The 24,386-nt window shown below is 55.9% G+C and carries 26 protein-coding genes and 1 pseudogene; 13 read left to right on the plus strand and 14 right to left on the minus strand.

Annotated elements, in window-relative coordinates:
* Positions 1 to 91 precede the first annotated feature (91 nt).
* Both ACQZ6F_RS29900 and ACQZ6F_RS29905 read left to right on the plus strand, forming a co-directional pair.
* Entirely contained in the window at positions 92 to 346 is a 255-nt protein-coding gene (locus ACQZ6F_RS29900; RefSeq protein WP_077471649.1) for a hypothetical protein, read from the plus strand.
* A gap of 35 nt (positions 347 to 381) precedes the next feature.
* Positions 382 to 1,173 (plus strand): COG4705 family protein, encoded by a 792-nt coding sequence (locus ACQZ6F_RS29905; RefSeq protein WP_077471650.1) that lies wholly within the window; start codon positions 382 to 384, stop codon positions 1,171 to 1,173.
* A gap of 198 nt (positions 1,174 to 1,371) precedes the next feature.
* On the opposite strand, the gene ACQZ6F_RS29910 is transcribed toward ACQZ6F_RS29905, so the two are convergent.
* Complete coding sequence (locus tag ACQZ6F_RS29910; RefSeq protein ID WP_449094857.1) at positions 1,372 to 1,749, minus strand: hypothetical protein; 378 nt, start codon at positions 1,747 to 1,749, stop codon at positions 1,372 to 1,374.
* A 250-nt stretch (positions 1,750 to 1,999) separates the two neighbouring features.
* Between ACQZ6F_RS29910 and ACQZ6F_RS29915 the strand changes: the two genes are divergently transcribed.
* The 4 genes from ACQZ6F_RS29915 to ACQZ6F_RS29930 all read left to right on the plus strand — a co-directional run bounded on the left by ACQZ6F_RS29915 (position 2,000) and on the right by ACQZ6F_RS29930 (position 6,667).
* Complete coding sequence (locus ACQZ6F_RS29915; protein ID WP_449094858.1) at positions 2,000 to 2,371, plus strand: response regulator transcription factor; 372 nt, start codon at positions 2,000 to 2,002, stop codon at positions 2,369 to 2,371.
* Positions 2,372 to 2,471: 100 nt separating this feature from the next.
* Positions 2,472 to 3,077 carry a dual specificity protein phosphatase family protein gene (locus ACQZ6F_RS29920; RefSeq protein WP_449094859.1) on the plus strand — a complete coding sequence of 202 codons (606 nt, stop codon included), beginning with the start codon at positions 2,472 to 2,474 and terminating at the stop codon, positions 3,075 to 3,077.
* Between the two features lie 204 nt (positions 3,078 to 3,281).
* Entirely contained in the window at positions 3,282 to 5,246 is a 1,965-nt protein-coding gene (locus ACQZ6F_RS29925) for a glycosyltransferase family 39 protein (RefSeq protein WP_449094860.1), read from the plus strand.
* 254 nt (positions 5,247 to 5,500) lie between these two features.
* The gene (locus ACQZ6F_RS29930) at positions 5,501 to 6,667 is read left to right on the plus strand and encodes a glycosyltransferase family 2 protein (RefSeq protein ID WP_068396714.1); all 1,167 of its coding nucleotides are present in this window, start codon (positions 5,501 to 5,503) and stop codon (positions 6,665 to 6,667) included.
* 34 nt (positions 6,668 to 6,701) lie between these two features.
* On the opposite strand, the gene ACQZ6F_RS29935 is transcribed toward ACQZ6F_RS29930, so the two are convergent.
* Both ACQZ6F_RS29935 and ACQZ6F_RS29940 read right to left on the minus strand, forming a co-directional pair.
* A complete protein-coding gene (locus ACQZ6F_RS29935) occupies positions 6,702 to 7,979 on the minus strand; it encodes an ATP-binding protein (RefSeq protein ID WP_449094861.1) in 1,278 nt (425 codons plus the stop codon).
* Positions 7,980 to 8,046: 67 nt separating this feature from the next.
* Positions 8,047 to 8,724 (minus strand): winged helix-turn-helix domain-containing protein, encoded by a 678-nt coding sequence (locus ACQZ6F_RS29940; RefSeq protein ID WP_449094862.1) that lies wholly within the window; start codon positions 8,722 to 8,724, stop codon positions 8,047 to 8,049.
* Positions 8,725 to 8,993: 269 nt separating this feature from the next.
* Here ACQZ6F_RS29940 and ACQZ6F_RS29945 point away from each other — a divergent pair.
* Positions 8,994 to 9,587, plus strand: a pseudogene (locus tag ACQZ6F_RS29945) (YqaA family protein).
* A 141-nt stretch (positions 9,588 to 9,728) separates the two neighbouring features.
* Positions 9,729 to 10,742: an ABC transporter substrate-binding protein gene (locus tag ACQZ6F_RS29950; RefSeq protein ID WP_449094863.1), complete on the plus strand. Its 1,014-nt coding sequence runs from the start codon at positions 9,729 to 9,731 to the stop codon at positions 10,740 to 10,742.
* Between the two features lie 291 nt (positions 10,743 to 11,033).
* On the opposite strand, the gene ACQZ6F_RS29955 is transcribed toward ACQZ6F_RS29950, so the two are convergent.
* Positions 11,034 to 12,053, minus strand: coding sequence for an alpha/beta hydrolase (locus tag ACQZ6F_RS29955; protein ID WP_449095061.1), 1,020 nt, complete (start codon positions 12,051 to 12,053; stop codon positions 11,034 to 11,036).
* Between the two features lie 363 nt (positions 12,054 to 12,416).
* Complete coding sequence (locus ACQZ6F_RS29960) at positions 12,417 to 13,310, minus strand: LysR family transcriptional regulator (RefSeq protein ID WP_077471660.1); 894 nt, start codon at positions 13,308 to 13,310, stop codon at positions 12,417 to 12,419.
* Positions 13,311 to 13,520: 210 nt separating this feature from the next.
* Here ACQZ6F_RS29960 and ACQZ6F_RS29965 point away from each other — a divergent pair, with 210 nt between their 5' ends.
* Positions 13,521 to 14,261, plus strand: a complete 741-nt coding sequence (locus tag ACQZ6F_RS29965) for an SDR family oxidoreductase (RefSeq protein WP_449094864.1) — start codon at positions 13,521 to 13,523, stop codon at positions 14,259 to 14,261.
* Positions 14,262 to 14,397: 136 nt separating this feature from the next.
* Complete coding sequence (locus tag ACQZ6F_RS29970) at positions 14,398 to 15,591, plus strand: (R)-mandelonitrile lyase (protein ID WP_449094865.1); 1,194 nt, start codon at positions 14,398 to 14,400, stop codon at positions 15,589 to 15,591.
* 96 nt (positions 15,592 to 15,687) lie between these two features.
* Here ACQZ6F_RS29970 and ACQZ6F_RS29975 read toward each other — a convergent pair whose 3' ends face one another.
* From ACQZ6F_RS29975 to ACQZ6F_RS29985, 3 genes are all read right to left on the minus strand, one after another.
* Positions 15,688 to 15,882, minus strand: coding sequence for a hypothetical protein (locus tag ACQZ6F_RS29975; protein WP_068396688.1), 195 nt, complete (start codon positions 15,880 to 15,882; stop codon positions 15,688 to 15,690).
* 68 nt (positions 15,883 to 15,950) lie between these two features.
* Entirely contained in the window at positions 15,951 to 16,166 is a 216-nt protein-coding gene (locus ACQZ6F_RS29980; protein WP_077471664.1) for a hypothetical protein, read from the minus strand.
* Between the two features lie 789 nt (positions 16,167 to 16,955).
* Positions 16,956 to 17,252 (minus strand): hypothetical protein, encoded by a 297-nt coding sequence (locus ACQZ6F_RS29985; RefSeq protein WP_077471665.1) that lies wholly within the window; start codon positions 17,250 to 17,252, stop codon positions 16,956 to 16,958.
* Positions 17,253 to 17,798: 546 nt separating this feature from the next.
* Here ACQZ6F_RS29985 and ACQZ6F_RS29990 point away from each other — a divergent pair.
* Together ACQZ6F_RS29990 and ACQZ6F_RS29995 are read left to right on the plus strand one after the other, a co-directional pair.
* Entirely contained in the window at positions 17,799 to 18,458 is a 660-nt protein-coding gene (locus tag ACQZ6F_RS29990) for a hypothetical protein (RefSeq protein WP_449094866.1), read from the plus strand.
* A 127-nt stretch (positions 18,459 to 18,585) separates the two neighbouring features.
* Positions 18,586 to 19,131 (plus strand): SMI1/KNR4 family protein, encoded by a 546-nt coding sequence (locus tag ACQZ6F_RS29995; RefSeq protein WP_077471667.1) that lies wholly within the window; start codon positions 18,586 to 18,588, stop codon positions 19,129 to 19,131.
* A 113-nt stretch (positions 19,132 to 19,244) separates the two neighbouring features.
* Here ACQZ6F_RS29995 and ACQZ6F_RS30000 read toward each other — a convergent pair whose 3' ends face one another.
* Complete coding sequence (locus ACQZ6F_RS30000) at positions 19,245 to 19,583, minus strand: hypothetical protein (protein ID WP_077471705.1); 339 nt, start codon at positions 19,581 to 19,583, stop codon at positions 19,245 to 19,247.
* A 287-nt stretch (positions 19,584 to 19,870) separates the two neighbouring features.
* Between ACQZ6F_RS30000 and ACQZ6F_RS30005 the strand changes: the two genes are divergently transcribed.
* The gene (locus ACQZ6F_RS30005; protein ID WP_077471668.1) at positions 19,871 to 20,104 is read left to right on the plus strand and encodes a hypothetical protein; all 234 of its coding nucleotides are present in this window, start codon (positions 19,871 to 19,873) and stop codon (positions 20,102 to 20,104) included.
* An 870-nt stretch (positions 20,105 to 20,974) separates the two neighbouring features.
* Here ACQZ6F_RS30005 and ACQZ6F_RS30010 read toward each other — a convergent pair.
* From ACQZ6F_RS30010 to ACQZ6F_RS30030, 5 genes are all read right to left on the minus strand, one after another.
* A complete protein-coding gene (locus ACQZ6F_RS30010) occupies positions 20,975 to 21,112 on the minus strand; it encodes a DUF1127 domain-containing protein (RefSeq protein WP_077471669.1) in 138 nt (45 codons plus the stop codon).
* 198 nt (positions 21,113 to 21,310) lie between these two features.
* Positions 21,311 to 21,808 carry a hypothetical protein gene (locus tag ACQZ6F_RS30015; protein ID WP_449094867.1) on the minus strand — a complete coding sequence of 166 codons (498 nt, stop codon included), beginning with the start codon at positions 21,806 to 21,808 and terminating at the stop codon, positions 21,311 to 21,313.
* The gene (locus tag ACQZ6F_RS30020) at positions 21,805 to 22,374 is read right to left on the minus strand and encodes an NUDIX hydrolase (protein WP_449094868.1); all 570 of its coding nucleotides are present in this window, start codon (positions 22,372 to 22,374) and stop codon (positions 21,805 to 21,807) included. Before ACQZ6F_RS30020 ends, ACQZ6F_RS30015 begins: the two co-directional genes overlap by 4 nt.
* A gap of 108 nt (positions 22,375 to 22,482) precedes the next feature.
* Positions 22,483 to 23,067, minus strand: a complete 585-nt coding sequence (locus ACQZ6F_RS30025) for a flavin reductase family protein (protein ID WP_449094869.1) — start codon at positions 23,065 to 23,067, stop codon at positions 22,483 to 22,485.
* Positions 23,068 to 23,317: 250 nt separating this feature from the next.
* Complete coding sequence (locus ACQZ6F_RS30030; RefSeq protein WP_449094870.1) at positions 23,318 to 24,265, minus strand: sigma-70 family RNA polymerase sigma factor; 948 nt, start codon at positions 24,263 to 24,265, stop codon at positions 23,318 to 23,320.
* Between the last annotated feature and the right edge of the window lie 121 nt (positions 24,266 to 24,386).

Here is a 24,386-nt window from a genome sequence, read left to right on the forward strand (position 1 = left end):
TCGGACAGGTGCTGGCGAGAATCAGAGCTTAGTTCTGGCAAGGCCCGAGATTGAGGGCCTCTGATAACTATCGAGCTATAGGACATCTCCGATGAAGAACCTTTTCTTGCCAATGATTGTGCTTGCAGTAGGCATCTATTCCGCAGGCGCGGCGCAGGCTGCGAACGTGCCGTGCGAGGAAGCGCTGAAAGAGTTACGCGCGGCCGAAGCCTCCGCCAAGCCAAGCGATACCGACAAAGCCAAGATTTCTGAACTCGAAGCAAAGGGTGTCGAGCGTTGCAATGCCGACGACGACAAACGCGCCGACGAATTCTTCAGCCAGGCGATGAAGATCCTGGGCAAGTGACATTCGCGCGATCCCCGTGAAAGAAGGAGGAGGCTATGCCCTCATCAACGACGCCAATTGTTCCGGCACCGAATCGCGTTCCCGATGTGACCGTCGATTTTTGGATCATCAAGCTCCTCGCGGTGACCATGGGCGAAACGGCTGCCGATTATCTGGCGGTCAATCTCGGCCTTGGCCTGCCGATGACATCGGCCATAATGTGCGGGTTGCTGGCGATCGCACTTATCCTGCAATTCGCGCAGAAGGAATACGTGCCCTGGGCCTATTGGCTTGCCGTGGTCATGATCAGCGTCGTTGGCACATTGGTCAGCGACAATCTCGTCGATAATTTCGGGGTCGCGCTTGCGACGACAACGATCGCCTTCAGCATCGCTCTTGCGCTCACGTTCGGCGCCTGGTACGCGAGCGAAAAGACGCTATCGATCCATACGATCTTCACGACACGACGTGAAATCTTCTATTGGTTTGCGATCCTCTTTACGTTCGCGCTCGGGACGTCCTCAGGCGATCTTGTGGCGGAACGGTTCGATCTTGGCTACTTGACCACGGGTTATATCTTCGGCGGGATTATCGCCCTCGTTGCGCTGGCCTATTACCTTTTCAAGCTCAATGGCATTCTCGCCTTTTGGCTGGCCTATATCTTCACCCGCCCGCTTGGCGCATCCTTTGGCGATCTGCTTTCGCAACCCAGCGAGTACGGAGGGTTGGGGTTCGGCACCACGATCACCAGCCTTCTCTTTCTTGGTGCCATTGTCCTGCTCGTTGTCTACATGACGATCAGTCGCCGATTTGACAAAGACGATGCTTTGATCCTCGGTGGGGATTGACCAAAAATCCCGGGTAGACCGGTATTCGCGGAATGTCAGCGCGGGCTCAGCGTCGATCCGTCTTCGATGTTCAGATGAGCGCTCATGTTACAAAATGGCCGACCAGGATTTCTGGTCGGCCATTTTGTTTTCAACCGGGCCTGCAAACGCGAATGAGCAAAATCATCAGGTTTGCAGGCTCGTCGAGATATTGATTACCTACTTCATCGACGGATTCTGCATGACCTTGATCAGCGTCTTGAGTGCGAGCTTGGCATTGGCGGGGGATGGCTTTTTTGCACGAAGCGAAGAAATCGCGTCATCCGCTGCCGTATCTATTGCGCCCCATTCTTCATGATTGAGCGGATAAAGCCGTGATTGCGCCGCATCCCATTCAGTCTCAAAATCGGTGATGCGTTTCTGAGCAGCAATCATGTCGCCGGACTCCACAAGAGTGAGTGTGTCGTTGGCGATTGTCTTGAAGCGCGAGAGGTCGCCGAGTGCTTGTGAGGTCGCCGCAACGACAGGTGTCGCCGACACGAGCGATGCGAGGGTGGGAGCAAAAGCCAGGGAAATGATGATAAGCGTCTTTTTCATGAGGGTGTCTCCAACATCTGGCGCGACGGTTGCGCCGCAACGAAGACTGGCGGCTGTTGATTACCCTGCTTTTGCCTGAGCTATACGGTTTCGTAAGGTCAGCGCATGACACCTGGAGCGTCCGTTCGAGGATGGAGGGGCGTGACCGATAAAGTGGCCGAGGCAACTATTCAGCCGGATTCATCTGCCTGTCAGTAAACTGGAGCATTGCTGTCCGCGCGAAGGGAGATCTGGGTTGCGGATACTGCTTGTGGAAGACAATATTCTCTTAGGCGGCGCTCTTCAGGAGCACCTGTCGTCGATGGGATGGGACGTGATCTGGGTGACGGGCTATCGGCTTGGCGCGGATATCCTATGCCGCATGTCCTTCGATATCATTTGCCTTGATCGGCGGCTTCCGGACGGCGACGGGTTCGACCTGTTACGTCGCGGACTGGCTCAGTGCCCGACCATCATCATGTCGGCGTTCGACCAATTGTCAGATCGGCTCGAAGCGAAGCGGCTGGGCGCTGCCGACTATCTGATAAAGCCCTTTCGCCTGGAGAAACTGACGCATCGGATCGACCTGCTGGCCGGCTTGGAGCCAAGCCGCGTGCCTGCTCTAAATCCGTCCCGGCTGTAGACATCTGCGATTTCTCGTTCTTGCACAACCACCGTTCAGGCGTTTGTCAGGCTCTTCCTGCATGTCATGCCAGCATCACAGAAGAAACGGCTGAAGATCAATGACTGTATTTCGCAAGGTGGTTCTGGCTGCACTCGGCGCCATCGGAATTCTTGGCGGGAGTTGCGCAGCCTATGCTGGCTTTCTCCAGGTCACGGGGAACTTTCATTCGGTGATTGACGGCCAAATTTACCGTTCGGCGCAACCAACGCCCGAGGAACTTGCGTCCTATATACAAAAAAATGGAATCAAGACTGTCATTAATCTGCGTGGGACCCATCCAGGCAAGGCTTGGTATGATGGCGAGGTCGCGACGGCTCAGAGCCTAGGTGTAAGTCACATTGATTTTAGCATGTCGGCCACGAAGGCCGTTTCGCCTGAAAAGGCGCAGCGCCTTGTCGAGCTGATGGCTTCGGCACCGAAACCCATCCTTATTCACTGTCTCTCGGGTTCTGATCGAAGCGGATTGGCCTCCGCACTTTATGTGCGGAAAGTTGCCGGGCTGGATGAGGCCCGCGCTGAAGGCCAATTGTCCTTCTACTACGGACATGTCGGCATTCCTATCGTCTCAGCCGCCTATGCCATGGATAGGAGCTGGCAGAACATCGAGGCTCAGGACAAGAGACAGGCGCAGGCGGAGCTCGTCAACGGTGCCAGCGTACAATAGCGGCGAGCGCTAAGTGGCGTGTCATGAAAGAGCGCCCGTCCAGTAGGGTGTTGATCACCGTGTGCTGACCTTCGCCAGGATGACTGTCAAATAAAGCAGGCTGTTCTTGATCAGGCCTCGCCCCGGCGGAGTGCTAGCCTGAGATCTCACCGATATGCACCGGCCGATGGCGAATAAAAGAAAAACTTGAGATCGGATATTATCGTGCAACAGGTTCAGGCTCTAGCGGCCACACACAAGCACGCTATCATGCGCCTATTCGTTGTCGGCATGATTTGCGCGCTTCTCGATTATATTATTCTCTTGATGTCGATCCGAGTTGGAATCGATCCGATGAAGGCTCACGTTTTGAGCTTTGCTTGCGGCTCCATCTTGTACCTGGTGTGTATCGGAACTGGCGGAATCCCGGCAAAAATTGATAGTGATGCCAGAGGCAGCTCTCGTTTTGAGCAATTGATAATTTTCCTCTTTATCAGAATTTTAATGCTTGGCCTGAGGGGTGGAATCCTGGTTGTCGCAATGACAACTCTCGGCTTTCCCATTATCTTTTCCGCTGCAATTACGGTATTCACGAGCGCCGCCATTGGTTTGCTGGCGGATGCGGTTTTCCTGTGGCCAACAATCTCTATTGAGAAGCGGAAATATTTGGCGGCTGCAGGCATTATCATCTATCTTCTTGCGCTTCGTCTTATATTTCTTGGTTCCGCTAATCTCCTTCCTGAAGAGGCCTATTATTGGAACTATTCTCAGCATCTGGATATCGGTTATCTCGATCACCCACCGATGGTCGCGTGGATGATCTGGCTGGGAACTTATCTTTTTGGAGATAATGAATTTGGTGTTCGTATCGGTGCTTATTGCTGCTGGTTATTAACTGCGATTTTTTCCTTCTATCTCACACAAAATCTGTTCGATAAAGTTACCGCGATCGTCTGCGTCGTGCTGGTCGCCGCTGTGCCGTTCTATTTTTCGACCGGTTTTCTAATGATGCCGGATGCTCCGTTGACGGCCGCATGGGCGGCCACATTATTTTTTCTGGAACGAGCTCTGCTTGGAGAAAAGCGACTTGCCTGGTTGGGAGCGGGTATGTCGCTTGGTATAGGCTTGCTGTCGAAGTATACGATATTGCTGCTTGGTCCAGCAGCATTGCTTTTCATCCTTATTGAACCGGGAGCGCGTCGCTGGATTTATCGAAGAGAGCCGTATCTCGCAGCTGCTGTGGCCGCCTTGCTGTTTTCTCCCGTTATCTATTGGAATGCGACGCATCAATGGATTTCCTTCGCGTTCCAGGGAAGCAGGCGTGTAAGTGGTGCGTTTCAGTTCACGCTGCCGTCGTTGATCATAAGCGTAGTCGTCCTCCTGACTCCCACAGGGCTGATTGCTGCGATCGTTTGCCTGAAGGCGAATATGTCTGCCGTCCTGTCTCGAACCGGCGCACCCAGAGGGCTCTTCCTTCTCCTCTTTACACTTGTTCCACTGAGCGTATTCATACTCTTCAGCCTCTTCCACGAAAACAAGCCGAACTGGACGGGTCCTTTATGGCTCGCGGTCCTACCCTTTGTCGCATCCACACTCATTGGCACCGTGGGCGGAACGCAATTGTCCGGCAGCCGTCTGAGGCGCGCATGGATACCGACGATCGGCATTGCAACCGCGGTCTATGCGGTGCTGTTTCACTATGTGGTTCTGGGTTTCCCAGGGGTCGGCTACATCAACAACATTCGTACATTGCCAGTCGCGTGGAGCGAGTTCGGCCAAGCGGTCGGCGCGATTGAGGCGGCGGTGGCCAAAGAGAGCACGGTTCCCGTGGTGCTGATCGGGACCGACAAGTACTTCCTTGCAAGCGAAATGGCCTTCTATGCGCGCCAGCCACAGGGAAATCGAGACAATTCGGTGGGGTTGAGCCCAATCGGCGGTAGTAGCTTGATGTACGACATCTGGCACCCCACCGAAACCGTAAAAGGAAATACGGCAGTGCTCGTTTCCGTAAAGCGAAACGAATTGGAGCAAGATGACATCCCTCAATACTTCTCACGCCTCACCGATATTCAGGAACAGATTGTGAGAAAAAACGGCACCGTCGTCGGAAGCTTCTATTACCGCATTGGCTATGATCTCGGCAGTTGCGGGAGCACGGGAATGCAATGTCGCTCATCGTCTGGCGGCTAGAGATTTTCTGCGCCGGCTACATGTGCGGTAAACTGGTTGAGGTCGAATTTCCACGCAAATTCAGAGTATTGTCAGGTGAGCATGGTATATTCACCATATCGAAGTCGCTCGCGTCATGGCGAGTTAATGAGCGGCGAAGGTTCGTAGAGGGACGTTGAGTTCATGGGCGCGAAGGCGATCGCATGCGTTCGACTTGAGCCTTTGCAAATTCGTCGATGCCACTCGCCCTTCCTTCCATGGACTCTCAGAGGCACATGAATTCTTCTCTTTTGGCTCCTCTCGGAGTATGGCCCGAGGCTTTGACGCCGACCCAGAGCGAAAGTCCTCGGCAGGACGGCATCGAGCTATCCATCGTCATACCCACCTTCAACGAACGCGAGAATATCGTGCCGCTGATCGAGCGGCTTCGGGCTGCTCTTGTCGGTATCGCTTGGGAGGTCATTTTCGTTGACGATGATTCAAGCGACAAGACCGTCGAGGTGGTGCGAAGCCTTTCCGTTGGTGATCGCCGCATCCGCGGGATACGGCGGATCCATCGACGTGGCCTGGCCGGCGCTTGTCTTGAGGGCATTCTCTCGACATCCGCTCCCATCGTTGCCGTCATGGATGCCGATCTGCAGCATGATGAAACACGATTGGCAGCCATGCTCTCGATGATGCGTCGCAATCACAGCGATCTCGTCGTTGCAACGAGATATGGTGGAGAAGGATCGTCGGAGGAAGGTTTCAATCGTATTCGTCAAGCTGGTAGCCAGGTGGCGATCCGGATTGCAAAGCGCCTGCTGAATATAGAAACGTCCGATCCGATGAGCGGGTTCTTCATGGTCAGGCGAACGCTGATCGACGAGCTTGCTCCGAAGCTATCGCAGCAGGGCTTCAAGATCCTGCTGGATATTCTCGCTTCATCGCCGGTACCCCTGAACATCGGGGAGGTTTCATATGTGTTTCGGCCGAGGATTCACGGCGAGAGCAAGCTGGATGCCTCGGTGATATTCGAATATATCGGGCTCCTCGTCGCAAAATGGTCTGGTGACATCGTCTCCTCCAGAATGCTGCTGTTCGGCATGGTCGGCCTGAGCGGTGTTGTCGTTCATTTGACCATGCTGCGGTTGTTCCTGCTGGGAGGGTTGGCATTTCCGGTCAGCCAGGCCGCCGCAATGTTGGCCGCAGTCGTCTCGAACTACACATTCAACAATGCTTTGACATATAGAGATCGCCGTCGTCGCGGCGTGCGCTTCGCAACGGGCCTGCTGTTGTTTTCCGCATTCTGCAGCATCGGAGTTCTCGCGGGGACCGGCGTGTCGTCGCTATTTTACAGCCAGGAGCCGCAATGGTGGCTTGCGGGTCTGGCTGGCGCCGTCATCGGCGCAGGTTGGAACTACATCACCAGTTCCATGATTACATGGAGACGCGCAGGTTGAGCCGTGAGAACGGCCGAAACATGAGACAAGCGGCTCAAGCTTTTGGAAAATTCAGTGCAACCCGCAGCCCAGGATGATTGTCCTCAAGCGCGATACTGGCCGCATGAAGATCGGCAATCGCCTTGACAAGACTGAGGCCCAGCCCACTGCCGGGGGTCGTTCGGCTTTTGTCGAGCCGGTAGAGCCGCCGGAACACCAACTCGCGTTCGCCTTCGGGTATGCCGCTTCCGTTGTCGCTGACGCTTGCGCGATAGATATCTGCGTCATGTGAGAGCGACAAGATAATCGTGGTGTCGCGGGGGCAATGGGTTATCGCGTTTTCGACGAGATTGACAAAGAGCTGTGTGAGCAATTCCCTGTCGCCATTGATGATACAAGCATCGCCGTCGACGCGGGCTAGTTTCAGGGTTTGGAGGTTATCATCGGCGACATCGGTGTAGATCTCCGCGACGGAGCTCATGATGTCCCAGAGGCTCACTGCTTTGAAACGCGTCTTCCGCGCGCCAGCCTCGATCTGCGAAATCCGAAGCAGAGCCTCGAAGGTAGCATTGATCCTGGCAATCTCGTCTCTGGCGTCAAACATAAGATCTTCGACGTCTTTGGATTTCTCCAATCGCTGGAGCGACCGCTCGATCGTCAAGCCCAGGCGATTGAGCGGGGTTTTCAGATCGTGCGCAATATCCGCGCTAACCTGCCTCATTCCTTCCACAAGCCCCGAAAGGCGCGCGAGAGCCTGATTCATGTGGGTGGAGACCACATCGATATCGTCGCCATTGCCGCGAATAGGGATTCGCCGCAGAAGATTGCCGGCAGAGACTTCGATCATGGTTTGTTCAATGGAATCAAGCCGCTGCTGCGTGCGCCTTGCCAGCACGCTTCCTCCCAAAATCACCGTCGCTACAATGATGACCGAGGCCCAGATAAAACTCATCAGCGCGATTTGTTCGATCCGATCGATTTCGCGATAGCTTTGGCCGACAATCAGCTTATTACCGCCAATGCTGCCGGCCATGACCCTTACAGGATCTCCGTCTTGCATGCCCAACTGCGCTGCCGGGATGGTTGAGATACCCGGTTCCACGGGGGCTGCATTGACATTGCCCGCAAGCTTTTCTCCCTTCGAACCAAGCAGGAGAAAGACCTGGTCTTCGGGCCTCTTGAGGGCCGAGTAGGTCGACACGGCTGCGACGAGATCCTCAAGGTCGTTCGTTGAAAAAGTCGACGCGGCGACCGAATAGGTGTCTCTGATCGAGACGTCGAGCGATCTTGCAAGTTCGCGCTTCATCAGGCCGTAAGCCGCCAGCCCGGTCATGAGAAAGGCGAGAATGAAGAAGAGCCCGAAGGAAAGCGCAAGCCGAAAAGGCGTGCTGCGCAACAGCCTACCGCGGTGCATGGATGCAATATCCGGTATTTCTTATGGTGTGGAGAAGCGGCACGTCGAATGGTTTGTCGATCTTGGCCCTCAGTCTGCTGATATGGGTTTCGACGACACTGGTCTTCGGATCAAAATGGAAATCCCAGACGCGTTCCAGAAGCATCGTTCGCGTCAAGACCCGGCCTTCGCCACGCATGAGTACCTCCAGTAGAGTAAATTCACGAGGTTGGAGGTCAATGGAAACTCCCTGCCTCAAGACCTTGCGCTTGGCGATATCAAGCTCCAGATCCGCGATTTTCAGAACGGTTTTCTGATCCTGGACGGGTGGCCGGCGCGCCAGCGCATTCAGGCGAGCGATGAGTTCGGAAAATGCGAATGGCTTTGTGAGATAATCGTCGCCGCCGGCCTCAAGGCCCTCAACCCGGTCATCGACGCCGCTCAGCGATGTCAGAAATAAAGCCGGCGTCTTGACCTTGGCAGCCCTTGCCGCCTTCACCAGCGAGAGCCCGTCCAGACCGGGGATCATCCTATCGACAACGAGAACGTCGTAGGGCTCCCTGGTGATCTGGAAAAGCGCGTCTGTGCCGTCTTTGATAATCTCGCAGCTATGACCGGCCTCGTTGAGCCCACGCGCGATATAGTCCGCGGTTTTCAGATCGTCTTCCACCAGCAGAATCTTCATGAGCCCCTCATCTGCGCGCGTGCATTGTCGGCAAGATGTGTGCGCCAAGAAAATGTCTGCAACCTGAACGGCATATTACAAATCCGTAAGATCGGTATGCAGCGATAAACCATTCTTACGAAACGGTAAGTTGCCGGCGAGGATCTCGTAAGGGGAGTGCTGTAGCACTAAGACGAACCTTCGTTCCCAGCCTGCCCGATCTGAAGGGTGGCGGCGATATTTACCGCGACGCGCCTTCGCTGCAACCATGAAAAACGTCGAAAGAAAAAATGCTACAGCGACTTTATGGGTGGGCAGCCGGCCTTAGTGTCAGCTGAGCAGCGGAAGCCTGGCTTGCCGCGATCGCCTTTGTCGAAAGTTCCGTCTTCTTGGTCCCTGCCGATGTGCTCTTTATCCCAATGGCATTGGCCCGTCCTGAGCGAGCGTACAGGCTGGCCACCGTCGCAACGATCGCATCGGTCGCTGGCGGAATTGCCGGATGGTTCATCGGGTTTTACGCCTATGAAGCGATTGCACGACCAATACTTGCCTTCTATGGAAAGCAGGAGGCCTTTGAACATCTACGATCCTATGTCGACACGCGATGGATCGCCCTGCTTCTATTGAGTTCCGGATTTACGCATTTCCCACCCATCAAGGTTGTGACAATTCTATCGGGCGTGGTGCATGTAAATCTGCTCGTCTTCATAGGCTTGGCGACAATTGCGCGAGGTGCAAGGTTTTTTCTGCTCGGTGCTTTGCTGCAGCGCTATGGAGCAGTTGTACTAACCGTCATCAAGAAGAGGCGCTCGACTATATTCATTATCTCATCGGTGGCTGTTGCCGTCGTGTTGCTGGGCTATGGCTTTGTAAGGCAACTCTAACATGGATCGATGCCTCGATGAGTGACAAGACCGCTTTCAGCTCAGTGAAAGGTTGACTGTGCATCTCTCTCTTGCTTCGGGAGGAAGCATGTGCGGTGTCGCGGTCGACCGGCGTATTATATCAATGGAGAGGAGAACTTCATGCGTGCATCAAGCATTTTTAGATATTCGGCAGCTCTTTCTCTTGCCCTGGCCACAGCCTCTTTTGCTGCTACGACGGCGCAGGCGGCGGGCAAGATTTCAATCATGGTCGGCGGGTATGAAAAGCAAATCTACCTGCCCGCCAAGCTTGCCGAGTCGCTCGGCTACTTCAAGGAGCAAGGGCTCGACGTCGAACTTCTGAATGAGCCAGCCGGCGTCGATGCTGAAAACGAGATGCTCGCCGGCGCCGTTCAGGGTGTCGTCGGCTTTTATGATCATTGCATAGACTTGCAGGGCAAAGGTAAATTCGTCGAATCCGTCGTGCAATTCAGTCAGGCACCGGGTGAGGTGGAACTGGTGTCCAGCAAACATCCCGAGATCAAGTCGCCCGCCGATTTCAAGGGCAAAAGTCTCGGCGTCACGGGCCTCGGCTCGTCAACCAATTTCCTGACGCAATATCTGGCAGTCAAAAGCGGCTTGAAGCTCAGTGACTTTACTTCGGTGCCGGTCGGTGCCGGACAGACCTTCATCGCTGCCTTGCAACAGGATGCCATCCAGGCCGGAATGACCACCGAGCCGACAATCTCGCACCTGTTGAAGACCGGCGAGGCCAAGGTTCTCATCGACATGCGCACCATGGCTGGAACGAAGGCGGTTCTGGGGGGCACTTACCCCGCTGCTTCGCTCTACATGCAGGAGTCGTGGATCAAGGATCACAAGCAGGAAACACAGAAGCTCGCGAACGCTTTCGTCAAGACGCTGCATTTCATCAACACTCATTCGGCCGCCGAGATCGCCGACAAAATGCCGAAGGACTTCTATGTTGGAGACAAGGAAGGCTATGTGAAAGCTCTCGAAAACGGCAAGGCGATGTTCACTCCCGATGGTGTGATGCCGGAAGATGGCCCAAAGACCGTTCTTGCCGTGCTTTCTGAGTTCTCCAAGAATGTCCAGGGCAAGTCGATCGATCTGTCGAAGACCTACACGACGGAGTTCGTCAAAGGCGCTAAATAGCTTTCCACGCGATGCCTACGCGCTGATCGCCAGAGCATTCGTGGACAAGACGGTGAAGCCCACATGACTTGAAATCCTGAAGGGGTCATGTGGGAAATCATGCTGCCGGAAGCCTGAGGTGTTTTCGATTAGGAGCGGCCGTCTGAGCCTTGATATCCAGTTGAAGACCGCTGCATTGATCAGGCTCAATCCAGAATGCGGCAGGTGGGTTATCCTTGAAAAAATGGCCACTGGCCGGTGGCAACGGGAGAAGAAGAGGCCGATCGCTGATCGGCCTCAAGTTCGTCGATGTTATCCGCGCGTGCCCTCAAGCGTCCGCTTGTAGAATGGCGTCAGTTTGCTCATTGCTGAGTTCACATATTCCGGAACCCAATAGGTTTCGATGTGGGTCGCACCCTCGATCTTGAAGAGTTCTTTATCGCTGGTCCCTGTCGCCTTGGCGAAGGCGTCTTCGGTCATGTAGAGGCTATCGGCCTTGCTGCCGGCGATCATCAGCAAGGGCTTGTCGATCAACGCGATCTGGTCGGTGGCGTCAAATTGCGCCAGATCCAGCAGGCTGCTCAACGTGTAGCGCGCGGAAGAGCCGGGATGCGCATTGGTTTTCTGATAATATTCCGCGCCCTGGCGATACATTTCGAAGGGCAGCTTGGCGATCTGCTCGTCGGTCAGCGGCGTGGCATTGGCATAGATGATATTGCCGCTGGCCTCCTGGGCGCGGGCATCCGATGCCTGCTGCAGGCGTTCCTGAATGCTGCTGAGCTGCGAGTCCTCAAAGCCGTTGCGGCGCACCCGGCCCGAATTGAACATGCTCAAGGTGGCGATCGCTTGAAAGCGCTTATCGGTCTTTGCAGCCGCCAGCGAGTATCCGCCGCCGCCGCAAATGCCGAGCAAGCCCAGCCGCGATCCGTCGACGCCGGCATAATGCGAGATATAGTCGGCCATTCCGCGGATGTCTTCGATGCGGTTGGCCGGCTTGTCGACGTTGCGCGGTTCGCCGCCGCTTGCGCCCTGATAGGCGGCATCCGCCGCAATGGTCACATAGCCCTGCTCGGCCAGACGCTGAGCGTAAAGCCCGGCCGTCTGTTCCTTGACGCCGCCGTTAGGGTGGGCCACGACGATTGCTGGATAGGACTGGCCGGGGTCGTAGCCGGGCGGGGTGTAGACGTTGGCCGCGATCTCCAGCCCGTTCAGCGTGTACTTGACGGGGTGGATGTTGACCTTGCCCGCCACGTTCTCGGTGATGGCGCCTTCATAGGTGAGGGTGAAGGGATTTTTCCGGTAGTCGGCCGCGCCGACGTCGCTTGCGGCCATGGCGACAACGGCGGCCAGGGCGAGCGGCTTGAGGTTGGTTATATTCATTTCGGTGCTCCTTGCTCATTCACTCGGTCGTCGTGCCGGGCATCGTCCTGTCAGAAGTCATTACGGTACGGCTCCAGGTTGGAGCCGCCGGCAACTTTGATGGGGTTGCTATCCTCGGGAAGGAGGACCGGCCGACAGCTAAAAGTTTAAGTCGACGCGGACTTAGTCATTAGTGAGCTAAATGAGATAGGGTTTATATTTTTGAATCACGAATGGCCGCGCAAGCGGAGATTTCGCATAATTTACAGCGAGATGACGGAACGCCTTGTCGTGGAGGAAGCCTGTTCACGCGTGTATGAATTAAAGGTGATGGAGTTATTTGCGATAGCGCAGCGCATCGATCAGGAGCGAGAATGCCGGTGAAGCAAGGCGTCTACTGGGGTAGTAGAGGTGATAACCAGGGAAGGGCGGTGACCAATCCTCAAGCACGGCCACCAGCTTTCCTTCACGGATCAGCGGAAGCAAATAGTCGTCTGGCAGGCATGCCAGGCCTAGGCCGTCCAGCGCGGCATCAATGATCATCGGGACATCATTGCAGACGAACTGACCTTCGACGCGAACGTTCAGCGGCTTGCCATCTTTTTCGAATTCCCAGGCATAGAGGCCACCAATCGTCGTCAGTCTGAGATTGATGCAGCGGTGTCGCGTCAGTTCGTGCGGGGTAACCGGCTTTGGGTGTCGTTCGAAATAGTCCGGGGAGGCGACGACGAGCATACGCATTTCCGGTCCGATTTTGAGCGCGATCATATCTTTTTCGATATGCTCGCCGAGCCGGACCCCGGCGTCGAAACGCTCGTTCACAAGATCAGCAAAGCGATTGTCGACGGAGATCTCGATGTTGATATCGGGGTAGGTCTGCATCAATCGCTTTACGGCGGGCATGAGAATGGTTTCCGCCGCATGCCGGATCGAGGTGATGCGGATCGTTCCTCCCGGCGCGTGACGCATGGCGCCAAGTGCGTCCAGCCGGCTGCGGATATCGTTGAATGCGGGCCGCAATGTTTCGACCAGCTGCTCTCCTGCCTCGGTCGGCACGACGGTGCGTGTGGTCCGGGTGAGCAGCCGAACGCCCATCCGGTCCTCCAAGCGCCGCACCGAATGGCTGAGGGATGATTGCGAAGTGCCCAATAGTGCGGCCGCCCGTGTGAAGCTGCGCTCTTCCGCGACCGTCAGGAAAGCGACCAGATCGCCCAGTTCATCCCGTCTCATTCATGAATTCCCAATATAGGTTCTTTCGGATGTTAGCATCTAGTCGAACCAATCGGCCAGCGGTAAATTTCCCTGAGTGTTGGTCGGCTCTTCGTCGAGGCGAACCCGCCCCCCGCGAAACCTCGGCTTCCACACATGAGGCTGACGTCGCCAACCCTTCAGGCATCAGGTCTGTGCATCCGCGCGGCCCCCAAGGAAATGGACAGGACAATGACCCAGAATATCAAAGACAAGGTCGTCGTGGTTGCCGGCGCAAGCAGCGGTCTCGGTGCCGAAACAGCACGGCAGCTCGTCAAGGCAGGTGCCCGTGTCGTGCTCGGCGCGCGGCGCATCGATCGGCTCAAGGACCTCGCGGTCGAGCTTGGACTGGGCGACGAGGCCGTGTTCCAGGTTGATGTCACCGATCGAGACCAGGTTAAGACCTTTGTCGATCATGCGGTCGAGGTCTACGGCCGGATCGACGTCCTGCTCAACAACGCCGGCCTGATGCCACATTCCCCGCTCGAACGGCTCAAGGTCGACGATTGGGAACGCATGATTGACGTCAATCTGAAGGGCGTGCTGTTCGGCATCGCCGCCGCACTGCCGCACATGCAGAGACAGAAGAGCGGCCATATCATCAACACATCGTCGGTCGCCGGTCACCAGGTGCGGCCGGGCGGCGTCGTCTATTCCGCGACCAAGCACGCCGTCCGCGTCATTTCGGAAGGGCTGCGCCAGGAGGTCAAGCCCTACAATATTCGCAGCACGATCATCTCGCCCGGTGCAGTCAGAACGGAACTGCCGGACCACATCAGCGAGCCTGATATCGCCAAGGGCATCAAGGAATTCTACGAAAACTATGCCATTCCTGCAGATAGTTTTGCCCGTTGCGTGCTGTTTGCGATCAGCCAGCCGGACGATGTCGATATCAACGAGATTCTGTTCCGTCCCACGGCACAGCAGCTCTGATAGAATGGTGCCCGCGCGCCCGGCGGTTCTTTTATGAACGAGAAATATAGGCCCTTTCGCTTTTGGAGGCCTAATCCTGCGGTCGGCCGCAGCCTATCTCGGAACAGCCGTCAAATTGCCAATGAGGAGAACTCTGTTGAAAAATCTTGCCGCCAGCATCGCCATTTCGGCCTTTGCAACGACGGGTGCCGAAGCCCAGCAGAATCCACGCGTGGCACCTCCGGCCGTCTACGACGTGGCGCCCGGTCTCGGCCACTTCACCGACGATGTGCTGTTTGGCGAATTCTGGAAACGCAACGACTTGACCCCGCGCGATCGCAGTCTGGTGACCATCTCGGTGCTGATCTCGACCGGCAAGGGACATGTCCTTGCCAATCATGTAAGGCGCGCGCTCGAAAACGGTCTCAAGCCTCAGGAAATCGGCGAGGTCATCACCCATCTGGCCTTCTATTCCGGATGGCCCAATGCCATGTCGGCGGTGACTGAAGTGAAGAAAGTCTTCGACGAGCAGAAGATCGCACCCGTGGCGGATAGCGATGCGGCTCGCATCCAGCTGGAGGCAGCCGCCGAAACGGCACGCCGCGCCGCCGTCGATGCCAACGTCGAACCGACCGCTCCGGCGCTTGCCGATCTCACCAACCGCGCATTGTTCGGCGATCTCTGGCAGCGGCCGGACCTGTCGGCCCGAGATCGCAGTTTGGTGACGATGGCGGCTCTGGTCGCGATGGGTCAACCCGAACAGCTGGCGTTCCATGCGAACCGCGCCTTGGACAACGGCTTGACGCCTGCTGAAGCGGCCGAAGCGGTTACACAGGTCGGGTTCTATGCAGGCTGGCCTCGTGCCATGTCGGCTGTGCCGGCCCTGAAGGCAGTCCTGGAGTCGCGCCAGGCTTCGCCCGCTGAGACATCTGGCGGCGGCAACATCAAGATCGTCAGGCGTGGCAGCCAGCCGGCGAGCGGGCCGCAGGAGCGGTTTACCGGAAAAGTGCAGGTGTCAGCCGCGTACAAAGGCGATGGCGCCGCGCGCATCGGTGGTGCGACGGTCTCTTTCGAGGCAGGCGCTCACACTGCGTGGCACACACATCCTCTTGGACAGACGCTCTTCATCGTTTCCGGCCGTGGGTGGGTACAGAAGGAAGGCGGCCCGATCGAGGTCATGGAGCCTGGGGATGTTGTCTGGATACCGCCGATGGTCAAACACTGGCATGGTGCTTCGGCCAATGAAGCGATGGTCCACTTCGCGGTGTCTGAAGCCCTTGAAGGCAATACCGTGACCTGGATGGAGAAAGTTTCAGCCGAGACTTACGATAGAGGCCGAGAAGCCGACTGAAGTCGCCGGTCATAAACTCACCGAAGATGGGTTAGATCCGGATGTGTTTTATGTGTTGATTTCCGGTGCTCGCCATAGAGCGGTGATTGAGTGTTTCTATGTGAGACGCGCAATCGCATCGCTGAGATTATCTATTGCCAGTTGCTCGTGGGCGATCATCCCGTCAATATCAATATGATCGCCTACCCCCTTTGCACCATCGGCTCGCATCTTCATCTCCAGTAGCTCGTCGCGATGGGCGATCTTCTCATTTCTGATCTTGATGAGCTTCAGGCGAAAGTCGTCATTCATCTCGGATCCCTCTGCTTGCGATCAGCTATCTGAAACTCCCAAGCCAACGGTTTGTCCTCCCGTCGGTATTACTCATGCCCCCGGCCACGATAGGTGGTTGGCACACCGGCCGCCTCGTGGCACTGCGCGAGAGTTTCGAGCCACGCCGCCAATCCGGTTGGCACTTCGACATTCCCCGCTTCAAGCGCTTCCACCCATGACAGATCGCATTGCAGCGCGCTCGCCAGATTGATCGGCGTCCAGCGGATGTGCAAAAGACATTCGGAAAATCGCTCTCTGGTCATGTATCCTCCAATTTGTGATCTGGCTTTCACGGTGCCTGAGGGCGAGGCGAAGTCAAGCAAACATGCAATCGAGCAGCTCCTGACAGTCGAGAAGGACGGTGAAAGATCTCAGCGACGCCACAAGCGGAAAACGGCCCCTTATGGAGTTACCTCGACCAATGAGGCTTTGAAGCGACGCTTCATCGACAACTATTTGGGTTTGGTTCCCTGTTTATCCGATGGTCTGCGGAAATCCTGTCCTGCATCTTCGTTCTGTCGACTCGCCCTCAAGTCGTTTTCGTCGAAGGCGTATCGACGCAAGAGAGCAAAGAGCGCTTCATTCATTCGAGCGCCGTCCAAAAGCTCAGGACTGTCGCAAATTACATTGATGGTTCGCTGCACAACACGGTCTGCAGCGATGTCAGATTGGACCAGCTTCCTCGCCCATTGGTAAAGAAGAGCGCGAAGTTGCGGATCCTGCGACATCTCTGCGGAATGTGGAACCGGCACGCTCTCTCCTTCGATCCTCTCGGGCGGGAGCACATGGCATCGCTCGGTCGTGGTTGGCTATAGGATGGATCGACGACGACTGATTGACCGTATCAATTGAGGTGCAAAAGTCCAGCTTCAATCGAGCAGGCGGCGCCATTGGCCCATTCCAGCATTCGCCCGGAGCTTCGTATGCTGGCAGCCGGCCTCAAAGGTGCCTTCTGCGAAGCTGCAGTTGGGGCGCAAGTGCGCGCATAACCCAAGCGTACACCGCGTGGCTGAAACGGAGTTACAGTACCGGATCGTAACTCTGGAGCGAGACTAGGCAAGCGCCGCGACGAGCACGGAGAGCCAGACCAGGGCTACTCCCGTTGCAAACGCTCGCCTAGCGACGACAACCTTCTCTTCGCCCTCTTCGGCAACAGGGGCCGTCACGATCCAGGGCACCGAGCCAAGTGCTGCAAATCCGACGAGCGCCAGAAGTACAACAACAAAATCGGTGCTGCGCCAGTGGCCGGGCTCATAAACGCCCCAATAGCCCAGAAACGCCATGCCCACTGCAAACATAGTGGCGGAGGCGGAGCAAAGCCCCGTAACAGAACCTGCTGGCGCACGCATCTTGCATCCCTCCCTAAAGCGATTTCCGCGATCGTATGAACTATCTTCGCACATTTGTGTCCGAAATTCAGGATGACCTGAAGCGACCATGCAGGAGGAGTGCTTTACGCCGCTCCAAACGCACGGCGAAATGAGCAATTGCCGCGGCCTGTTGAGTTCCGCCGTGACTTGACCCGCCTTTCCGCCTGGCGCTGGCCAAATGAAGCAAAGATAGATCCTGAAATGCTTCACTATTCCAAGCCCACTTCGGGTTATCGTGTCGATGGCTCTCTCGGTTCTCGTTTAGTTGGTGAATGATAGATTTGCAGCCTGCCCCTGCCTCAGGCCTGACGGCAAGGGCGAAGGTTCGGAATTCTCATCAGGCGTTGATCCGCCCTCGGCAAAGACCGGCCATTGGGCTCTCGTAAAAGGCAATCACGAGACGCAAATCTTTGCGGGCGATATTTGCGACACCGATTTCCCGCAATTACTGCTTTGAAGTATTTCCGCGACAAGTATGTGCGCTATGTGTTGATCCAACCATACGCAAATTGCTCGGAAGAAAGCATGAACGCTGCGCCATCTACTGTGTCAGACTGGTGGGCCTTGGTGCCAGGCTGGTTGGATCGTGAGCTTACGTCTGAAGACGGCTTACCTTTGGAGGTCATCAGTGCAGCCGTGACAAGGATGGCGGCACGAGGCTTTGCAGTGCCACCTGAGCTGCTGAAACTGCATCTAAGTTTAGGCGCTTGCCGTGAGCTGATGGATAGCTTCAACCGCTTCACAAAACCCGAAGAATGGAAAGTGCAAGATGGCTTCCTGATGTTCCTCGAAGAGAACCAGGGTGTATGCCAATGGCTTGTCGATGCGAGCGAACGGGTGTGGATGCTGGTGAATGAAGAGCGCTATCCAGAAGAACTGACCCTCAATGACTTCCTGGCCGTGGTTGTCCCGTATCAGTTGGCGCAGGGTGGATGGCCGTATGCGGCGGACATGGTGCTGCCATTGACCGAGGCCACAGACATGCAGGAGCAGCTTTTGCGCGAACTAGGCTGGCCGCTGCTCGCGCAGCACAACGGTTTGACCATCCACAGCCAAGGCGCGTCAATGTTGTGGTGGCTGGATCCCGTATCCGGCAATACGATCCAACACCTGTTCATGAGTTGCTTGCATCAGTCCGACCTCGAAAACTTATGCGTGCGTTTCGGTTTTGTGGATCTGGACTGAATGTCATGCGAGAGCGCCATTTCGATGCGGTACAGAATCCAATCGCAGAACTCGCGATTTTGCACCGGCGCTTTGGCCAAGTGCAAAAGCCAGACAAAATTCGAGATAACCGCCCAAAGGAGAGCTTATGACAACACTGGACACAATCCTCCGATCCGGCAGGGTCGAATCGTTCGGGAAAGCGAGCTCAGCAGCGCTCGAACGTCTGGTGAACGAACACGGTGTATATCTTTCGCAGGATTACATACGCTTTCTGAGCCGTTGCAACGGTTTGCGTACGACGTTCGACTTCGATGAGGTAAAGCGGGTTGGCCTGAGCATGGCTTTGGCTGATATCAATACCTTCTACGGCGTCGAAAATGGGCGTGACTATGCCGATCTTCTGAGCATTATTCCGAAGATGGACGCATCCGGAAGAGAATTGCTCGGCTTCGCGCCACCGATCGCGGTTGGAGGCGATTTCTGTACATTTGTCGAGATCACCGAGGGTTCGCGGGTTGGCGAGATCATGTACACGGACGGCGAGATGTACTGGGGTTATTTCGAAGAGGCTGAGACCGATTGGACCAACACGCCCGATGCGCTGATTAGCACCTTCATCGAGCATGGCTTCTTCATGCCGATTGCTCCCTCATTCAACGCTTTGGTGGAGATGTATGGCAAACTGGTTTGATATCGCGGTTGCTGTCCGCCGCCGCTGCCACGTTCATCCGCTCTCGGCCAATCGCGAGCTCCCACGTCGCTGAGGTGAAATCATCGCCTTTGGTGATGCCTCCATGAAAGCGCTCAGGTCAAAAAGGGCATTACATCCACCCCGTCGCCGGGAAAAATTGTGATATGCGGGTGATCCTTGAACAGACGTGCAGCGGCGTCAGGGCTCTCGGCTTCGACCACTAGGTAGCCGCAAAGCGAGTTCACGGCATCGACGACTCCGCCCTTGGTTATGCGTGTCGTCTTGCCCACCATTCCGCCACGGTCAAGGATTGACGGAGCATTCCTTTCTTCCCAGGCTGCCCACTCTTTGACGCCTAAGGCGTCCACTGCGTCCTGTTCGGCCTTGGGCAGGTTTCGAAAGGACGCCAGGTCCTCGGGCTTCATGGTATAAATGGCAAGAAAACGGGGCATCGGCACATCCTCCATGTGTCTCCAAGGTTGCCAACTTACACGCCTCGCTGTGGAAATCATACTCCGACAAATGGCGCTGGATGCGGAATGGCCGCCTACGCCACGAAGCTGTCGTGACGTGTAAAATGCGCGGGGCGAGGCCGCATGTCGGCTTGCGGTGCCAGCCTCAGGCAGCGGATGCAGCGCATCACTCCGTCGTCGCGCATTGACGTGGGCATGCTTCACCACAATAAGGTCAAGCCGAATAATGTGGTAAGCACCAGCGAAACAACAACAGGAGTGTAATAATGAGCGAACCGACCGTAGTAGATGCAATCAACCGCATTTATGAATCGCTCCACGCAGACAATGCCGACATCGATTTGCATATCGCGAACCTCAAGGCGGCCTTGACGCGGGCCGGTTTGACGGAAGCCGTATTCGACCCGGTCAAGCTGGTGCATAACAATCGTTCTGGCAGGAAACTTATGCAGGCCTACTTTCGGCAGCGCGGCGTAACGGTGAAATTCATCGCCTCGTGACGTCTTCCGACGACGCTAAACGGGCCGCAACATACGCCGAGCGGATCACTCTCCATGCGGCCCGACGCCTAACTTTGGTTTTCGGATACGAATTGAGTTGCCGCGCCTGTTCCGCAGCATGATACTGTCAAAGTAAAAGCACGGCGCGTCCATTTAACATAGTGTTCCGCTAAACAGAGGCTCGAGAATACCCCGGAATTCCGAGCGAAACCGCACCATTCCTGCTTGGAGTGCCAATAATGAACAAGCCGTCTACTCATGACCGGCGATGAAGGTTTGCATGATTTGCGGCTTGATGCGCAATTTAGGCGTCGAAATGGTGCGCCAAAGTCGCTTACCAAGTGAAACGAGGGCCGAAAGAGCCATAGGAGCCCGGTGCCGACCCACTTGGATCCAGCTGATTATCGCGCTCTACTCTCTCAGACCATCGCCGACGCTCGGCCGCTTTTTCTTTGGCGTTGGCGGGATCTGCCGAATTGCTCGCAGCCGCGGAGCCAGATTGGCCACCAGTTCGGCCGACCGTCGAGCAGGAAACACAGAAAACAGCGGGAAAAATAATCAGAATGCCGAAGGCAATTGCCCTCGTGAGTCCGTTGTAGATCGGCGGCCTGGACATGCCTAATGCTCTCTTTGACCATCTGTCACGAAGAGAGATTATTCGATTTCGCATCGAGTGGAAACTGCAGTCTGAAGAGACAGGTCAGCTTCGATGAGCGCCCCGCTTGGCATCGGTTCAAACAGCCTGAGACAGGTCCATGAAGTGCCTCACCAATTTGAACCATTTGTAGGCCATCGCTAAATGGCAAACGGGATGGCTTTAAATGGAGCTCAACACTTCGGCGTTCGCACAAGCTGCGAACGGGCGCCCGATCACTTGCCGTATACGGCACTTTTGACGGCGCCGCGCGACAAGCCGATGTCCTTCAGGCCCGCGTCGCTGATCTGCTGGAGTTCGCGATAGGCACGGCGGAGTTCAATAAATCTGGAGAGTTTGCTGACCACGGTCATTTCGAATACCTCATCTTCTTTCTGCCCATAATTTTAGCAGTTTGGCGAAGATCTGTGCACTTCGAAATTGGCAGAGCTGCTCTACGCCCAACACAGGGCTTCCGTCATGCCAGGCTGACGATGACCTGCTTCGCTCGCCTTGAAGCATGTCAGGTCGAAGCAATTTTCAACGGCCTTCGGTCAAGGCCACCCGGTCTCCTAATGTCCAAGAAAGGCGAGCCAGCCACGCACCGTTGCGATCGCGCTTTCTTTGATCTCGGAAACCCAATTTCGAACAGTTTCAACGCGATCCATGATCCAATTGAGCCAGCCATAAGTTAGCAGCTTCTCGCGGCCTGCATGGAAAAGGCGCTCAACCAGGAGGAAGCTCATCAGGTAGGCCAATGCGATTATCACGATCCCGGAGGCGACATGACCTTTGGCGATGAGGAATAAAGCATAAATCTTCAACGGCTCCGCAACGGCCAGCGGCACCACGAACAAGACGAGAATGACACTTCGCGGCAACGAGCCAACCAGCGCACTGAAGTGCTCCACAATGGAGAGCGAGGCGAACCATGTCACGAATGGCCGGTAAAGCGGTCGAGCGATCTCGCTGATGATGACGAGGAGGGCTATGAGAAGCCGCAGGGGCAGCAAAAGAAATTTCCAGGCGGGATGTCGTCGTATTTTGATACCCATCTCCGAGCGCCTCAAATTAGGGTCACGTGATCGAGATTTGCGAATTGTTTTGACAGGAAATAAACGAGATCCTTGGCCTCATCACGATAGACATCAGCAAGAGCGCTGCCTGGATCGGATGCCATCGCGATGAATTCGGGAAACTCGACCAGGCTCACGCCCGCCACTTCCCTGTTGTCGACCGCCACATCTGAAAGCGTGAAATCTCCCCATGCGGCATACACATCGTTAAACTGACGATCAATATATTCGTCGCCCAATACCGCGTCGCGTCGGTACGAGAACAGGAAGCGGCTCGACACTTTGTGGCGGGAAAGACCAAGCTCTTCTTCCAGCTCTCTTTCGGCGGTATCCATGCTGCTCTCTCCCGCATCGACATGTGCAAGCACGGAAATGGTCAATGCGCCGGGAAAATGATCGACCGTCAGTGAGCGGCGCTGGAGAAGCAATCGACCTTTTGCGTCAAAGAGATAGAGGTGCACGACCCTATGTAGCTTTCCCAAGCGATGTATATCGGACCGGGAAAGCACCTCACCAGTCCGCAGTCCGGACTCAGCCAGTACGTCAATCGGGTTCTTCATGATGCTTGAACCTCTCCCACTCGCTTGCGGTTTTCGTCGTCACAGCCACTTGCTCAATAGTATTCAAATTTCAGCGTTGGCAGCCTTCGCGTCTACTCGACGTCGATTTCAGCCTGCTTCTGTGGCAATGGTGAGGGGCTCTCCAATCGCATAAAAATGGCCGCCTGCGACGTGGTGAAGGCTTCGCCACCGGGGATCAGCAGTTTCGAAATGCCAATGCCCGTCCCGGAACACGCGCTCATCGGCCCAGGCCGCAGTTACTTCCGCGATAAAGAGATCGTAGGTGTTCTGAATATGAGGCTCACTCATCAGCTTGCAGACGAGCCAGGCGGAGCAGCCTTCGACGAAAGGTAGATCTTGGCCAGGCATTTCGAAAATCGAGACACCCGCTTTCTGAAGCTTGTTCGGTTCCTTGTACAATGTCCGGGTCCCGACCTCGCGTGTCAGTTCGAGTTGCGCAACAGTCGGCACTTGGACGAGGAACTGTCCGGTTGCCTCGATCAATGAACGGGTCTGGGCAATCTGGTCCACGACGACGGTAAGTTTTGGAGGATCAATGTCGAGCCCACAGCACCAGGCTACAGCCATGACATTGTCGATACCGGCGTGGCGGGCTGATAGCAGCACGGTTGGACCGTGATTGATCAAACGAAACGCCTTCTTAAGCTCTACGGATTTCATGTGTTCGTTCATCGAAAGTCCAGATAGATGAGGTTGCCGGTGGGCAGGAAAATCGAATTGCAGCCTTGGTGATTTCCTATAGCAACCAATTTCACCGTTGTCGCTCAGGGCAGTTCGGCAGGACTACTCGCCGTTTGAACTGAACTCGCTTGAGGTATTATAGATCCCCTTGTGTCGCAGGCCACTGAATGCTGGCGTATGTGGAAGCGCCGCACAACGCCGGTGCAGATCCCGTTTGGACAACCGATCCGGCGGCCTCGTGTTATGAGCCTTTCTCAGTGCTATCGAAAATCGGTCGTCCATTGATGCGAACATTGTCTGCCGCCGAAAACAACCATGGGCAGGCGTAATAATCGGTAATTGCGTCGATCAAACCATCTCGAACGTGCACGCGCACGGGATAGGTCGGAATCCAGCCATTGTGCCGCTTGAACAAAACGATCAGCACCGCTTCGCCTTCCACCTCGCCGATGTCGATCCGCCAGGGTGCCTGGGCCCGCTCGAATTCGGCGAAATAGGGTGAATCGACCAGCAGGCCATTGAAGCAATCGGATACGCGCAATCTAGCGTCGGCGCTTGCAAGGGCGCGAACGCCGTCCCAGTCGCGTCGATTGAACAGGTCGACATAGCGGTCGAGCAGCCGCGCCAACTGGGGATCGGGCGCGACAGCCGCGGGAGGTACTGCAGGTGATGCCGGCAAGAAGGCGAGCTTCGTTCGGCCACGATTGAGCGCCGATTTGACGCCGCCGACAGTCGAACCCACCAATTCGGCAATCTCGTCCAGCGAATAGTCGAACACATCCTTCAGCAGCACACAGGCTCGCTCCTTCGGCGGCAGATGGATGAAAAGGCGCTCGATCGCACGGCCAGCGCCGAAACCGGCGGGCTCGACCGGCAGGATGATTTTCTCCTGCGCATAGTTCGCCTCGGCTCGCTCCCGGGCTTTGCGATTGCGCAGGAAGTCGATGCAGCGATTATGCGCAATACGGAATAACCACCCCTGCAAAGCTCGCGGATCCTGCAACTGATCGACCTTGCAATAGGCCTCGAACAGCGCTTCCTGCATGATATCCTCGCCATCCATGGCCGAGCCGGTCATGCGCGCGCAATAGCGATGAAGCTGGCCACGCAGATGCGAGACCGTCTTGAGAAAATCGGCATATCGGACATCGAAGAGGCCGGTGGATTCGACGCGCGGCTGCAGCTTCATGATTTACCCATCCAAAATCACCCAGGTAGCTGCGACCTTTGTCGCAAGCTTCCTGTACGCGTTCATCCTAGCCGAGCCGACAAAGCAAAGGAAATCCTGTTCGCCGGCCTTGTGCCTTGCT

This window comes from Rhizobium sp. A22-96 (genome assembly GCF_053521805.1).